This window comes from Microcystis sp. LE19-8.1F (assembly GCF_027531715.1).
Lineage (GTDB): Bacteria > Cyanobacteriota > Cyanobacteriia > Cyanobacteriales > Microcystaceae > Microcystis > Microcystis wesenbergii_A.
This window is the reverse complement of record NZ_JAPZSO010000047.1, coordinates 17,498-32,692: the sequence shown is the minus strand read 5'-3', so window position 1 is coordinate 32,692 and position 15,195 is coordinate 17,498. Positions and strand designations below refer to the sequence as shown.

14 protein-coding genes are annotated in these 15,195 nt (G+C 44.6%); 7 read left to right on the top strand and 7 right to left on the bottom strand.

Translation table 11 applies throughout. The features are described 5' to 3' along the window. Positions 1-17: 17 nt before the first annotated feature. The 5 genes from O9334_RS05550 to O9334_RS05530 form a co-directional block, all read right to left on the bottom strand. Positions 18-506 (bottom strand): LysM peptidoglycan-binding domain-containing protein, encoded by a 489-nt coding sequence (locus O9334_RS05550; protein WP_287999647.1) that lies wholly within the window; start codon positions 504-506, stop codon positions 18-20. A 272-nt stretch (positions 507-778) separates the two neighbouring features. After that, positions 779-2,995 carry an Hsp70 family protein gene (locus tag O9334_RS05545; protein WP_190381675.1) on the bottom strand — a complete coding sequence of 739 codons (2,217 nt, stop codon included), beginning with the start codon at positions 2,993-2,995 and terminating at the stop codon, positions 779-781. Between the two features lie 555 nt (positions 2,996-3,550). Further along, complete coding sequence (locus O9334_RS05540) at positions 3,551-3,952, bottom strand: phosphomannose isomerase type II C-terminal cupin domain (protein WP_045356005.1); 402 nt, start codon at positions 3,950-3,952, stop codon at positions 3,551-3,553. Between the two features lie 134 nt (positions 3,953-4,086). Next, on the bottom strand, positions 4,087-4,383 hold the full coding sequence (gene gatC / locus O9334_RS05535) for an Asp-tRNA(Asn)/Glu-tRNA(Gln) amidotransferase subunit GatC (protein WP_045356003.1): 297 nt from the start codon (positions 4,381-4,383) through the stop codon (positions 4,087-4,089). Between the two features lie 172 nt (positions 4,384-4,555). Next, entirely contained in the window at positions 4,556-5,077 is a 522-nt protein-coding gene (locus tag O9334_RS05530; protein ID WP_190356647.1) for a photosystem I assembly protein Ycf3, read from the bottom strand. 24 nt (positions 5,078-5,101) lie between these two features. Here O9334_RS05530 and ybiA point away from each other — a divergent pair, with 24 nt between their 5' ends. Together ybiA and O9334_RS05520 are read left to right on the top strand one after the other, a co-directional pair. Then, positions 5,102-5,545 carry a riboflavin biosynthesis intermediates N-glycosidase gene (gene ybiA, locus O9334_RS05525; protein WP_045356001.1) on the top strand — a complete coding sequence of 148 codons (444 nt, stop codon included), beginning with the start codon at positions 5,102-5,104 and terminating at the stop codon, positions 5,543-5,545. Between the two features lie 36 nt (positions 5,546-5,581). Next, on the top strand, positions 5,582-6,016 hold the full coding sequence (locus O9334_RS05520) for an META domain-containing protein (RefSeq protein WP_052426655.1): 435 nt from the start codon (positions 5,582-5,584) through the stop codon (positions 6,014-6,016). Positions 6,017-6,084: 68 nt separating this feature from the next. Here the strand turns inward: O9334_RS05520 and O9334_RS05515 are convergent, their stop codons facing one another. Then, positions 6,085-7,680: a GumC domain-containing protein gene (locus O9334_RS05515; RefSeq protein WP_045356000.1), complete on the bottom strand. Its 1,596-nt coding sequence runs from the start codon at positions 7,678-7,680 to the stop codon at positions 6,085-6,087. Positions 7,681-8,259: 579 nt separating this feature from the next. Further along, positions 8,260-9,201, bottom strand: coding sequence for a glycosyltransferase family 2 protein (locus O9334_RS05510; RefSeq protein WP_045355998.1), 942 nt, complete (start codon positions 9,199-9,201; stop codon positions 8,260-8,262). A gap of 298 nt (positions 9,202-9,499) precedes the next feature. On the opposite strand from O9334_RS05510, the gene glmM reads away from it, so the two are divergent. From glmM to O9334_RS05485, 5 genes are all read left to right on the top strand, one after another. Continuing rightward, on the top strand, positions 9,500-10,939 hold the full coding sequence (gene glmM, locus O9334_RS05505; protein ID WP_045358218.1) for a phosphoglucosamine mutase: 1,440 nt from the start codon (positions 9,500-9,502) through the stop codon (positions 10,937-10,939). Positions 10,940-10,996: 57 nt separating this feature from the next. Beyond that, complete coding sequence (gene hpsL / locus O9334_RS05500) at positions 10,997-12,724, top strand: hormogonium polysaccharide biosynthesis protein HpsL (RefSeq protein ID WP_287999646.1); 1,728 nt, start codon at positions 10,997-10,999, stop codon at positions 12,722-12,724. A gap of 129 nt (positions 12,725-12,853) precedes the next feature. Further along, the gene (gene hpsN / locus O9334_RS05495; protein ID WP_287999645.1) at positions 12,854-13,849 is read left to right on the top strand and encodes a hormogonium polysaccharide biosynthesis glycosyltransferase HpsN; all 996 of its coding nucleotides are present in this window, start codon (positions 12,854-12,856) and stop codon (positions 13,847-13,849) included. After that, positions 13,846-15,015, top strand: a complete 1,170-nt coding sequence (hpsO, locus tag O9334_RS05490; RefSeq protein ID WP_287999644.1) for a hormogonium polysaccharide biosynthesis glycosyltransferase HpsO — start codon at positions 13,846-13,848, stop codon at positions 15,013-15,015. Before hpsN ends, hpsO begins: the two co-directional genes overlap by 4 nt. After that, a complete protein-coding gene (locus O9334_RS05485) occupies positions 15,015-15,140 on the top strand; it encodes a hypothetical protein (protein WP_287999643.1) in 126 nt (41 codons plus the stop codon). Before hpsO ends, O9334_RS05485 begins: the two co-directional genes overlap by 1 nt. The last annotated feature ends 55 nt before the right edge of the window (positions 15,141-15,195 follow it).

Below are 15,195 nucleotides of genomic sequence, written 5' to 3'. Positions count from 1 at the left end.
GGGTAAAATTAACAGGATTAATCAGAGTTGGGGATCAATAACTTTTCACCGACCTCGAGAGAATCGAGCCGATCAAGCAAAAAAGGATTAGCCTCAAGTATGGGAGATAATAGAGACTCATCTCCGTAAAAACGTTGAGCGATACGAGATAGGGAATCACCCGATCGAACCCGATAGTTAAACCCATCCACGCAGACAGTTTTAGTCAGCTGCTTCGATGGCGCAATCAGTTCCCCAACAGGAGGGATAACGGGACTAGATTCGCTGACAGGGATTAGGGAACGGGGAAATAGATTAGAAGCGATAGCACCCAGAAAAATCCCCGAAATTAACAGTAAAAGAGCCAATCCCAGTAATAAACCGCGGCGGTTATTTGGAGTCCGATTATCGACAACGGGGGATAGTTCCATTAAAAGACGTAGAGAGGATAAATCCGTCTCGCAATTGGGGCAAACATTCCCCTCCACGTCCGATCGTTGACAAACGGGACAATTAATTTTACTCATAATTAGGGTTTGCGGCAAAAAGTTTTTCGTGGGGGCAGGGTGTGGCCCCCCCAACCCCCCACCCCCCCTGCCCCCCCGACATCGGGGGGGTTGGGGGGGTTGGGTGTGGGGTGTAGGGTTTTACCGATTTTGAGGTAGTCAGTTACCTAATTTTCAGGCAAAAAGTACCGGAATTTTACCCCCGATCAGTCCAAGGGTCGGCACTTTTTGAGGTCAAAAAAGTCTAAAAGCCTTATCCAACAAGTTTTTTAGATTTATTCAGCCAGCCCTAATTAAAATCGGGTTAATCCAGTAGCCACATTGCCTGTCGGTAATTCGAGATCGCAATTCTGGCGAACTTCCGGTAATAATCGCTGTAATTCTCGTTCCGCCGTTTCTTGATCCCCCGCTGCCAAAGCGGTGATAACCGCACCGAATTTTCTCGCCATACTATCCGCGCTGGCTTGATTTACCACTCCAGTACGGGTGATGACCGTACGACACAATAGCAGCAGCAGCAGCAATTCGGGGAAATTTTTCCTCTCCTGTAGTGCTGTTTCATTTAATCGCTGTATAGCCGAGAGATTACCGTTATTGATAGCTTTATTTAAATCTTCGATCAGTTGTTCGATGCGCGCCTGTTGTTCTTCTGGAACCAGAATTTGACAGTATTTTAAAACGAACTCGAACTCGGAGATCAGGATTTGACCCTGACTACTATCCTCGCAGGAGTAAGTTTTTAACTCGCGTAATTTTTCCCTGGCCACCTTGACCCGATCTTGCCGCGATTTTCCATCCTCTCCGCGGATTTGATTGGCCGCCCGAACTATTTCCCCAGCTATTTGATAGACGTATTTGGCCCCTACCTTGGTTAATAACTCCTTACGGTTCATCTCCTCGATACTTTCTTCTACCTGTCGCGAGATATCCTCGTCCTCACCGCCGCGGGAAAAATCGGAACTCACTTTGAGCGAGGGGTCATTTTTTAAACTTGCTACCATCGATAGAGAATTATTCTGTTCGTCTAGGGAAACGGCTAGTAATATTTCTGTACCCTTTGGATAGGGTCGATCGAGGGCTAACCACATTTCGCCAATTTTCTCGTCGCACCTCTCCCCGGTACTTTCTGCCCGCACCCGATCCGGACTAGAAAATTTTAAATGGATCAGACTCTGATCATCCACTTCGGTTTTAAAACTTTGGATGGTTTTAACGGGTAATATATCCCCCTGTCTAATGATCGGATATTGGCTGCCGTCGGCCAAGTGGATACAGTAATCACGGGATACGGTCATTACCTTCTCTGTTAAACCAGCAGCCACGATCGCTGCTCCCTCCGCTACTGCATACATCGGCCGTCGGTGAACTACCACTCTCTCGGAACCGAAAACTTTTTTAACTTCCTCTTGGACGAAAGGAATCTGGGAGGAACCCCCCACTAATAACACCACATCAATCAGCTCTTCGGGATAGTCGGAATACCGGATCGCTTCTCGACAGATGGCGATCGTTTTCTCCACTAGGGGCCGGATCATCTCTTCAAATTCACTCCTCTTCATCGTCACGGCAATGGTGATCGCCATACCCATCTCATCGATCAGCGGGGTCGCGGGGATGATGGCAGCACTTTCAGCACTACTTAAATCTATCTTTGCCCTCTCTACGGCACTCTTGAAATCCCCTAAAAATCTTACCCTTTGATAATGGGGCATCGCGGCGATCAGAGCGTCCACATCCTCTAGAGCTTCTTCTTGTGCCACTTTTTCCTTGACAAATCGCATTAATTGTGCATCTATGTCATCTCCTCCTAACCACAGATCCCCAGCTTTCCCCGATTCTATAAATTGATTTCCTGCGGCGGTGATCAAACAAGAATCGAAAGTACCGCCACCGAAATCGTACACCAGTATAGTTTTTACCTCCTCCGAATCCGGTTTATAACCGTAGGAAATTGCCGCCGCGGTCGGTTCCGAGAGCAACTCGCGGGCGATGATACCAGCCCGTTTTGCCGCCATCTCCGTGGCATGACGCTGTTTATCGTTAAAATAGGCGGGAATAGTGATCACAGCTTCCTGTATCCGGCTTTTCTGACCGTTAGCCCCTTGATAATTCTGGGCATTAGCTACTACTTTTTTTAAAATCTCGGCCGATATGTCTTCCGGTTCGTATTCCTTGCCCCCTAACCATACCGATAGACTATCCTCTGTACCCCGGCTCGAGCGAGTGACTTTATAGCTTAAACGGGGTATTTGTTCCTGAACGATAGTATCGCTAAAACTCCTACCCATCAAACGCTTGATCGACATGATCACGTTTTCTGGGGTCGCCTTGATCTGTCTGTAGGCTTCCTCTCCAACGATCAGCCCCTCTCCGGCTAGGGAGACGAGCGATCGGGTTAATTTTCTCTCCGGAGGCGAGTTATCTGCAGCGGTCACTACCTCTACCCCCGCAAATTTGAATGCCGCCACGGAATTTGTTGTACCCAAATCTATCCCGACAATATTACCCATCGGATGCCTTCATCTTCTTTAAGATTGCTCTTAATTATACCCATGATTACTCTATTTATTAAAGGAAATACTATTTATAGTTAATAGATTTTATTCTATACATATTAACCAATGTACATATAGTTTATTTTTTGCAAACTTCCTTGGTTTTTTGCCGCATTGATCAACAAGATCAAGCCGTTTCCTCACTCCCTCCCGCCTGAATCATTGCCCCTTGCCTCTTGCCCGACTCCTGATCGGCTTTTCTTTGTCACAGAATTGACATCTGGCTGTTATAGTCCTGACAAATGAGAGTTATATGCTGAAGTTAATCCAGCAAAGGAATAAATCATTTCCCTTAGCCCAGCTTTCCTCAAGCTGCCCACACAGGGTCTAGGGGAAGTTTATTTTTCTACAAATTTTACCCGTTCTTTGCTCACAACATGGTCAAAATCAATCCCCCTCCCCGCGCCTTTACCTCCCATGAGGAAAACCGCTACCCGGCCGGAAAAGGAAAAAAGGTTTTTGGGGCAAAAATATAGTTTCTTGCCCTTCTATCTCCCTAAAAAAGCAGTCTTAGCTCTGATGGCGAGCATAGTCATCCTGAAAACGGACTATATCATCCTCTCCTAAATATTCCCCATTCTGCACTTCAATTAACACCAATTTGATCACCCCGGGGTTTTCCAGACGGTGAGCGGTACACTGAGGCACATAAGTGGACTGATTGGCTCCGAGAATTTCCTCGTTATCTCCACAGGTGACTTTTGCAGTCCCCGAAACGACAATCCAGTGTTCACTGCGATGGTAGTGCATCTGTAAACTGAGACGATGACCCGGATTCACTTCAATTCGCTTGATTTTATAACCGAGACCTTCTTCTAGAGTGGTGAAGGAACCCCAGGGCCTAAATTCTGTTTCCGCCGATTCTACGCTCGAAATAAGCTGAAATGGTGCCACATCTTGAGATGCGATCATTATATTATGTCTCCATTGCTAGGTCTGCTCTTAGTCCAAGATAGCAGCAAAAACCCTAGATGGCATCTAAATCAGTGATCAGTAAACAGTGAACTGAAAACTCACATCTGATAACTGAGTAACTGATCACTGATTTAGTCTTCGTCGGTGTTGAGAATGCGGGGAACACGGAAATAATCCCCTTCTGGGACCGGCGATTCTTGCACTAAGACCTCGTGATCGGGATAAGGTCTATTACTATCGGCGCGAGTAATATTTTGAATTTCGATCGCTCGCGTGGTGGGTGGCACATTTTCCGTGTCTAATTCGCTTAACTGCTCGAAATAATCCAGTATCCCGCTTAATTGCAGCGCAAATTGTTCTTCTTCGCTGCTATTAATCTCTAAACGGGCTAAATGGGCGATTTTTTCAACTGTAGCTCGATCGATCATGGGAGAAATGGGGTAATGATGAATTATGAATTATGAATTGGGGAGTGGGGGAGTAGGGGAGTGGGGAGAATAAAGCTGCCTTTTGCCTTTTGCCTTTTGCCTTTTGCCTTTTGCCTTTTGCCTTTTGCCTCCTGTCTCCTGACTCCTAACTCCTGACGACCGACTCCTCAATTTAGAAGAAAACATCAATTTCCGATCGCCCGGTGATTTTCAGCCAGTTTTGGGCTTCAATGTAGTTATTGGGGGCTAATCGGATGGCTTGTTTCCAGTATTCTGCCGCTTTGTCGTAGAGTGCTGCTGCTTCGGCCTGTTGACCGTCCTCTCTGGCTTTTTCCCCTTGAAAATGGTAAATAACGGCGATATTATTCAAAGCGGAGGGCATTCTGGGATTAAGTTGGATAGCTTCTTCGTAGTATTCCAGAGCCTTTTCATGCTCGCCGTTACTAGCGTGGATAATGCCGATATTGTAGAGGATATAACTGCGATCGTTAGGATCCTCTTCTAATGTTAAAGCTTCATAGTAATTATCGAGGGCCTCGGCGTATTCGCCGTCAGCTTGAGCAGACATCCCATCGCGGTAATAAACAAAGGCTTCCTTGGCTTTTTTATTGGCGGGGAGTATCTTTAAAATGATATCCGCCATGACCGTAAAAGATTTATCAATAAAATTATCGTTACGTTGAGTGCGTGGCATAGTTAGGACTGGTAAGCGATCGAAATGACTATTTACTTTTATAGCACTCGCGAGAAACCCTATGGTTGTTTTTCTAATTTTTCTGGCCACGGTTTCGATTTAGATGGTTTTTGGCGGCCCACCAGCGAACATTATTTTCAAGCACAGAAATTCCTTCAACATCCCTATTCAGAAGCGATTCGACTGGCAGCCACTCCCCAGCAATCGGCAACTAGGGAGCGCACTAATTTTTATCCCTTGCGTCCCGATTGGGAAAATGTCAAAGAGGAAATCATGTATCGAGGTGTATTAAGAAAGTTGACAATTACTGGCGATTTTCGCCAAATTCTGCTAAGTACAGGCGACAGTTTATTAGTAGAAAATTCGCCGATCGATTATTATTGGGGCTGTGGTGCTGATGGTAGCGGCAAAAACCGTTTAGGCCATATTCTTATGGAAGTGAGGCAGGTTTTCCGGCTGATTGGCTAGGATAGAAACTGGCTATCATTGACAGGAATTAAGAGCATGAGACAGAAGCTGACGAGTTTTCTAGGATTAATCACCCTGGCATCTGTGCTGACAGGGCAACAAGCGATCGCCTCTACTGTAACTCTAGAAGGAACTAATTGGAAATTGAGCCAGTGGACGGGAACAGAATTAGTAGAAGGTACGGAAATCAGCGTTGCTTTCACTGGGGGTAATTTAGCTGGTTTTTCGGGGTGCAATCGCTATGTCACCCGTTACCAGAAGGAAGGAGATAATATGGCGGTGCAGTCGGAAATTGCCTCAACCATGAAAGCTTGTCCGGAAGCTTGGATGAAACAGGAAGCGAGTTTTTTAGCAGCTTTAAAAGGTGTGCAGCAATATGGGATTACTAAAGAGGGAAAATTGCAGTTAGTTTATCGTCTGCCGGAAGGATTTGGTATCCTAACTTTTATGTCTGAAAACCTGAAAAAATAAGAAAGTCAGAAGCCAGAAATTGGGTGGGGAAGAAATTCTGTCTTCTGCCTTCATAGCGGGCAATCTGCCTACTGATGAGATTCTAGCTTCGTGGTTTTGCTATTGTCGCCATCCGAGAATAAATCATCGCTAAATAGATCATCAAGGGGCAGTTCTTCGTCAGAAGGCAGAGATTCTAGATTTCCCATTTCTTGATCATCCCACATACTAAAAAAATCTGGTTCTTCTTGGTTGCTCAGAACAGAAGAACCGTTTTTGCTCTTAGCTTCAACTTTAGGGGTTTCTTCAGCAAAAGGATCGAATAATTCGGAGCTATTGCTGTCAGCAACATCGGCAAATAAGTCATCTAGAGAATTTTGGGCATCAGCGAATTTTTCTGCATTACCCGATAATTCTTCTAGACTACTGATCGTTCTCGTTTCTTCCTCTAATTGTAGAGCATTGAGAAATTCCATCTCAGCAGCGGATATCTCCAAGTTAGAGATCGCTTGTTCTTCGATGACGGGAGAATCTTCGACTATGGTCATTTCTGGAGAAACTAGGGTTTCTTCCCTGGCGTTTAAACCGTCAAATGTCTCCATTGCTGGGGCGAATTCTGGTTCTAGTTCCAGATGTCCTTCTAGGGTTTCAAAACCGCCAAACACCTCCATCTCAGGAGTAAATTCTGGCTCTAATACTACGGTTTCTTCAGTGACAAAACCATCAAAAGGACTCATTTCAGGAGCGAATTCTGGTTCAGAAACGGGCGTTTCTACCAGCATCTCAGGAGTAAATTCTGGCTCTAATACTACGGTTTCTTCAGTGACAAAACCATCAAAAGGACTCATTTCACTTTCAGAAACGGGCGTTTCTACCAGCGTTTCAGGAGCAAATTCTGGCTCTAATACTACGGTTTCTTCAGTGACAAAACCATCAAAAGGACTCATTTCACTTTCAGAAACGGGCGTTTCTACCATTGTTTCAAAACTGCCGAAAGCTGCTGTTTCAGGGGCAAATTCCGGTTCAGAGATGAAATCCTCAGCAGTTGTGGCGATTTCGGCACTGGGGTGATCGGGGAAATCATCCCAAGGTTCGACGATTTCAGTGGTTCGATCATCCACTACTGCTTGACGGGCATTTTCTAGTTCTAACAGTTGGCGTTGATAACCCTGTTCTCGTTGTTGAATTTGCGACTGATAGCCATTTTCTAATTCTAGAATCTGCGTCTGTTGACTTTGACCCAGGGCCTCCATTTCCCCTTGCTTCCCGTCCATCATCTCTTGAATTTGACTTTGATAGCTTTGGCGCAATTCCTCGATTTTAGCTTCGTATTCCTGTTGAAGTTGCTGAATTTGGGTTTTATAGGCAACTTCCACGGCTTGATCGGGAGTTGCGCTGGCTGCCTCTTGTAAACGCCCTTGGCTATCTTCTAACTCTTTTTGCAATTTAGCCACTTCTTCTCTATGGGTGGCTTCGATATTGCGAATCCGTTCTTCGGAGAGATCGAGTAGCTTTAACTGTCCTTTGGTGTCTTTTAACTCCGCTTCGGTTTGACCTAAAGCCGCCTGAATTTTCTCATATTTTTCTAGTGCTTCCCTGATTTTTCCCTGTTGGAAGGCATATAAAGCCCCACCCCCGATCGCACCTCCACCGACAAAACCGATTAAAATATCGACGATATTCATTATGGGATTCCTCCAATAAAAAAATTTACTTCTAAGTATGCCAAATTTCACCAGATAATTAGGACTTGCTGAAAAAGTTTGTTGGTGGGGTTAGGAGTCTCCGAGTCTCCGAGTCAGTAGTTTCAGGCTTTGTTGCCCTCTTTTTCCTACCAGTTTATGTACTACAAGAAGGAGAATGCAAGATTTTTGAAGATCCCAATCCTATTTTCGCAGCACTAACATCGGATTTTAACAGGTCAAAAGCCTTATTTTAAAAGGGTTTTACCATTATTCAGCACACCCTAATTAACAAGGGGCAAACGTGGTCAGTATTTTCGGCAATCGAGCCTGGCAACTCCTACTCTCTATTCTGATTGTTTTTGATTGTGGCAGCAATTATCAAAAAAAAAAAAGAAAATATTCAGTTTTTGATCAGGAAATGTTGACCTCGATAGCATTTATCTTAATGGTGGGGTACAAATTCTCTGGTTTTAGAGAACGCCGGAATATTGAACATTAGCTGGTCGTCCCAAGACTATGGCCAATCCCATTATACCTCATCTTTCTGAGAAACTCGGTCAGCGGTGTCGGTAAGACATTTCACTGAAGCTGCATTTCCCGATAAGCTTGATAAACGCCGCGCACGTTGTACCAATTGAGAAAAATGCGGGCAATTTCTAGGGCTAATTGCGGTTTACCTTGATCGATCAACCATTGCAACAGAGGAGAGAGGCTGCGTTCATTCAGGGTTCCGCCCAAGGAAAGTAAACCCCACAACAGTCGATGAATCCAAGTCATTTGAATCATCATCCGCACTTCCCAGCTGGGATGTTTTTGATAAAAAAGCACTCCCATTCGTCCCCGTTGAATTTCCTTATCGATGAGATTGGGAATTTGAGCGAGATTAAAGGGGGGATGCCAATGATAACCGACGGCTTCAGGACATTTAATTAATTTTAGTCCCAATTGCTTCAATCTCACCCCTAATTCCAAGTCTTCCCAACCGTAGAGTTGAAACTGGGTATCAAATAATCCCGCTGCTAATAACCATTTTTTAGCGATCGCCACGTTGCCAGTGGCAAAATAGGCGGCGGAGAAATCGGTGATTTTATAAGGTTCACTGCTGGGATGCTCGAAGTTACAGGTATTAATGACGCTGCCGTAGGTAAATAAGCGCTCGCTGCCGAGACTTGCTGCCCCGGCGGTTAAAGCGTCGGCGTGAGCTTGCAAAAAATTTTCTGTCACTACCAGATCGCTATCAATAAAAATAATCGTATCACCACGAGCTTTTTCTACCCCCAGATTTCTAGCGATCGCTGGTCCACCGTGATCCTGTTGCCACAATTGCAGGTGGGGTAAATTAGCCTTTTGAGTTTCTAGCCAAGCGATCGTCCCATCGGTAGAGCCATCATCGACAAGGACTATTTCGTAGTTTTCCACCTTATTATCGGTTAAACGCTGATTTTCTAGAGCAAGTAAACATTTTTTTAAAATTGCTTCGCGATTGTAGGTAGGGATGACAACACTGATCAGCACAGGCATTCGGGGATCAAGATTACCGTTTTAGCTTAACAAATGATTAGACCTCTGGCAAAAATCAAAAATCTTCATTATTCAGGAGGCAAAAGGCAAAAGGCAAAAGGCAAAAGGCAAAAGGCAAAAGGCAAAAGGCAAAAGGCAAAAGGCAAAAGGCAAAAGGCAAAAGGCAGCTTTGTTCTCCCCACACCCCACACTGTAAGGAACCCTGGGAGGAGGATTAGGGTCAACTGGGAACATTGATTTGAAAAAATCGGTGATCATGTTATCCTCTGAATGTGTTGTGTGAGGAAAGGAATCGGCCATGGTAGCTTCTCTGTCGTATCAAAATGGGCAAAAAACTCGATCGCATCCCCTGTTATCCTTAGGGGGTTTGATCGAATTACCGTCATCACCCCTGTTTGGCACGGACGGAATTCGCGGCCAAGTGGGAGAATTATTAACTGCCCCCCTAGCGCTACAAATCGGATTTTGGGCGGGACAGGTATTAAAAAATCAAGCTGGTGTCACCAAACCAGTAATTATCGGTCAAGATTCGCGTAATTCCAGTGATATGTTAGCCAATGCTATCACTGCGGGCTTAACTTGGGCGGGAATAGAAGTCTGGCAACTGGGATTATGTCCCACTCCCTGCGTCGCCTATTTAACCAGAGAAAGCGAAGCGATGGGTGGGATCATGATTTCTGCCAGTCATAATCCTCCTGAAGATAACGGCATTAAATTTTTTGACAGCAGCGGTTTAAAATTGTCTGGCAGTTTAGCGGCACAGATAGAAGCGGGTTTAAGAGGCAATTTAGAATTAGCAGATAAACCGGAAAATTGGGGAAAAGCGACTTTTTGTCCCGAATTAATCCAAAAATATTATCAAGCTGTGATTAATTCCGTCGGGACGGATATTAACCTATCGGGATTAAAAATAGTTTTAGATCTAGCTTGGGGGGCAGCCGTTAACCTAGCACCTTTAGTATTCCAAACCTTGGGGGCGGAAGTTATCTGCCTACACGATCGAGCCGACGGCGATCGCATTAACGTTAATTGTGGTTCTACCCATTTAGAAAGCTTACAGGCGGCGGTGATTAATCAGCAAGCGGATTTAGGGTTTGCCTTCGATGGCGATGCCGATCGAGTCCTGGCCGTGGATAGTCAAGGTAGAGTAGTAGATGGCGATTATATCCTCTATTTTTGGGGTCGTTCCCTCTTAGAAGCTGGACAGCTACCCGATGGGTTATTAGTAGCAACGGTGATGGCTAATTTAGGTTTTGAACGCGCTTGGCAAAAACTGGGGGGTCAATTCTTGCGGACTGCCGTGGGCGATCAGCACGTTCAGGCGCAAATGTGGGAAACTGGAGCCATGCTAGGGGGTGAACAATCCGGTCATATCCTCTGCCATCATTACGGGGTTTCTGGGGATGGAATGCAAACCGCCCTACATTTAGCGGTTTTAGTGCAGAAATCGGCGGTTTCCTTGGCTAACTTAGTCGATCATAGCTTTGTCACCTATCCGCAGATTTTACGCAATGTGCGGGTGGAAGATAGAGAAGTGCGGCGCAATTGGCAGCAATGTGAACCTTTGCGGCGAGAAATCCGCAAAGCTGAGACAGCCATGGCAGAAAAAGGTAGAATTTTGGTGCGCGCTTCCGGGACAGAACCCTTAATTCGGGTGATGGTGGAAGCAGAAACCCTAGAATTAGCCAATTTTTGGACAGAAAGGCTAGTGGAAGCGGTGCGAAGCTATCTTTTGTAGTCGATCGAGGGGAACAGGGATTATAATGCCCTTAGCCTAGCCTAGCAAGGGATAATTATGACCGGACTAAGTATCGATCGCCAGAAAAAAAGGAATAAACAAGGCCAAACAAAAGCTGATAGTCCCCCGCTTAACATCAAAGAGAGACTTGACCTCAAAAAAGAAGAAAGGCAAAAGAAACAAAAGTTAGCGGGGTTGATTGTTTTTACTATTTGTGTAGCAATTTTGCTCGGATTACCCCTCAGCTTATTATTTGATGCCAAGATAGGAGCTGCAGTAAGTTTAGTCTTGATTTTAGTAGTTTTCTCCTTTAGCTATCCTCGCACGGCTATTTGGGCATTTATTATCTATGTCCCCTTCATTGGCACTGTTATCTATTCGTTGGGAGGTAATCAAATCCTCCAGCTAAGTAAAGATATCTTTTATCTACCCGCTTTAATCGCCTTAGTTTTAGAATGTCGAAAAAAGCAATTACCGATTATTGTCCCGAAACAATTAGGTACAACTCTATTATTAATCTTTGTTTTCTGTGTGGTCTGTCTATTAGCGGTCAATTTACAAAGACAATTTTTGCCTACTTGCGATTCCGTGGCTGGGATGGGTATGTTTAGGGATGGCCGTTTGCGCGGAGTTCCCTGTCGGGAAAGTGAGACTTTTCTGCAAGGACTATTAGGATTTAAAGTTTTGCTAGGTTATGTCCCCTTAATCTTCTGCACTTATTACTTAATCAAAGACAAACCCACCCTATTATTTTTTGGTCGTCTTTTAGTGACTTTAGTGATTATTTGTTGTGTCCTAGGACTAATGCAATACTGGATGCTGAAAACCGGTCGTTGTGTAGGAACTAGAGGCTACGTGGCTGATGCACTATTCAAAGCCCACTTAGATGCAAGGTGTTTGATCGGTGGGGCATTAGTGTATAGTCCGGAAGTGAATATGATCCGTTTACCCGGTACCTTTGTTTCTCCCTGGCACTGGGCTTGGTTTTTGGTCTCTAGTGCCGTAATTTGTTATGCCAGTGCCTTTAGTGAAACTTCCCAAAAATGGCGACTAGCAGCCCTAATGGGTTTAACCCTAGTTTTTATTAATTCAGTAATCTCTGGGCAAAGATTAGCTTTCTTTGCCGTACCGATGATTATTGGTCTGATCACGATTCTTACGGGACAAATCGCTAACTTAAAACGATTTTTGCCGATCATTTTTGCCGCCACTTTACTTCTAGCTATCGGTTTTTCTTTTCTTAACCCCGATTTTGTCCAACAACGCTACGATAGCGCCCTCGCCCGTTGGCAAAACAGTCCCCCCACCGCTTTTATTCAAGAACAGTTGAATTTTGCCATCCGTAATCAGGGCGGTATTTTAGGTCGTGGACTTGGTGCGGCCACATCTTCTGCTAGGTTTTTCGGTGATATTTCCTTTGTGGAAACCTATCACAGTAAAGTTTTATTCGAGTTGGGATACATTGGTTTTGCCTTGTACATGATATTTATGACCCATCTAGTTTATCTGGCCTTCCGCACCTATCGTTCCCTCAAAGACCCGACTCTGCGAGGTTTTGCCGGTAGTTATTGGGTTTTCCTGCTCTTTGTTGCCTATCTTCCCTATTGGTATGCCCTCGATACGGATCCTGTGGGCGTTTATTACTGGATATTTGCGGGCGTAATTTTTAGATTACCCATTATCGAAAAACAGGAAAAAGAAGCCAAAATTCTGGCGGGAGAAACCGCCACAAAATCCTCCAAAAAGGGCTTAAATTTTAAACGCAAGGGTGTTTCTTTAGCTTGAAATGTGGATGCTGGGTGTTAGTGGTTGGGTTTTGGGGTTTTAGGGTTTTAGTGAAAATTCCCCCATTCCCCATTCCCCCATTTCCCCATTCCCCCATTCCCCCATTCCCCCATTTCCCCATTCCCCGCTATGAATTTTCCCTCGATTTCTGTCATCATACCCACCTATCGACGCGAAGAGCCTCTTAAAGATACCCTCGATGACCTACTCAAACAAGATTATCCCGATTTTGAGGTATTAGTTATCGACCAAACCGCTACCCACAGCCCCGCCATACAATCCTATCTGGAAAATCTGGCTAATCAGCAGAAAATTAGCTGGTATCGCCTGGATTGGGCGAGTTTACCTGGGGCCAGAAATTATGGAGTCCGTCGCGCCCAAGGCGATATCGTTCTTTTTATCGATGATGATGTGCGGCTACCGGATAATTATCTCAAAGCACATGGTGAGAATTTTGTCAAGAACCCTGAGATAGGTGTAGTGGCCGGTCGGGTATTCGATCGCATGAAATTGGGTGACTCCCAAAAAATGGTGACAGATACCAGCAAACCCTACGAAATCGACTTTTTACCCCCCCAAGCCATGGATCCAGGCATTGCTTGGTATTACATCGATCTTGTCCACACCACTAAACCCCAGCAGGTAATCTCGGCCCGGGGCTGTAATATGTCTTTCCGGAAGGATATATTTACGAAATACGGCATTTGGTTCGATGAACGTTTTCGTGGCAGTGCCGTGCGCGAGGAATCGGATTTTTGCTTAAGGTTACGCCGGACTCCCTATCATGTCTGGTACGATCCCACGGCTTATCTGGTTCATTTAGGGGAAGAAACCGGCGGCTGTCATGATATTAGCACTCGTTCTTTGAGTTATCAGACGACTTTTTATCATAATCACTTTTTGATGGCTCTGAAAAATCTCACTCCCGCTCAACAATTGCGACTCTATGCTAAATTATTTGATTGTCACGTTCTTGGCAATCCTCCCTGTAATAAAGGTGGTTCCCCGATTAAAATCCTTTCTAGGGGAATTTTTTATAGTTTAGGTTTTCTCGATGCTCTGAAAACTCAAGTAAAGTCCCTCTGGAATGATGGTCAAATTTATACAAAACTAGATAATCTATGAGAATTTTAGTCGCTAGTCATACATATATAGTTGATCTCAACTGTGAGAAACTGCGCTCCCTGACAAGATTAAATCCCAATATTGAGGTTACTATTGTTGTTCCCCAACGTTGGCAACCGGGAGGAGTCCAAAATAAAATCATTGAAAGTCAACCGAAAATAGCTGATAATTTCCGAGTCATTCCTATCTCTAATTTTAGCCAGAATAACCAATCTTTATTAACTTTTGGCACTGATATAATTTCTTTATTGCAAAAATTTAGACCCGATATTATTCAAGTGGAACAGGGTTCTAAATCTCTTGCTTATGCTCAATCTATTACTCTGAATCATCTCTTAAATCTCCGGGCTAAAAATGTATTCTTTACTTGGTGGAATCTTCCCTATACTCCTAAATTTCCCATCTCTTGGTTAGAAGCTTATAACCTGAAAAATACCGATGGTTTAATCGCCGGTAATCAAGACGGAGTAGATGTTTTAAAAGAACGTGGTTACAGGGGGAAATACACCGTTTTACCGCAATTAGGAGTGGATGAAGTCCTTTTTTCCCCAAGCAAGCAACCCGATTTAGCCCGATCTTTAGGCATTGAAAACGATGAATTTGTGATTGGTTTTATCGGTCGTTTTGTAGAAGAGAAAGGCATTTTAACTCTGATTAAAGCCGTATCTAAATTAACAGGTAAGTGGAAATTATTACTGTTAGGTCGGGGAATCCTCAAAGATAAAATAGTCAGCGAAGCTACAGCCGCAGGAATAAGCGAGCGCTTGATGATAGTGGAAAGTGTTCCCCACGATCAAGTAGTTAATTATCTTAACCTGATGAACACTTTAGTTTTGCCGTCAGAAACCACCTATCAGGTCAAAACCTTAACGGCCGTCGGTTGGAAAGAACAATTCGGTCATGTCTTAATTGAAGCCATGGCCTGTCAGGTTCCTGTTATTGGTTCTGATTCGGGAGAAATTCCCTTTGTTATTGCTGATACGGGGTTAATTTTTCCCGAAAAAGATGGGGAGGCACTGGCTAAATCTATACAAACTCTCTTAGATAATCCCAGCTTCGCTCAAGAATTAGGCCAGAGGGGTTATCAGAGAGTAATGACCAATTATACTAATAAAGCCCTCGCTCAAAAACAATTGGATTTCTATCAACAATTACTCCCTCGGTGATGGGGAGATGGGGTGTGGGGTGTGGGGTGTGGGGTGTGGGGTGTGGGGTGTGGGGAGAAGGGAGAGGGGAGAAGGGAGAAGGGAGAGGGGAGATGGGGTGTGGGGAGAAAAAAGCTGATAACTGATCACTGATAACTGATCACTGATCACTGATCACCGGTTATGAACCATTCTTGACAC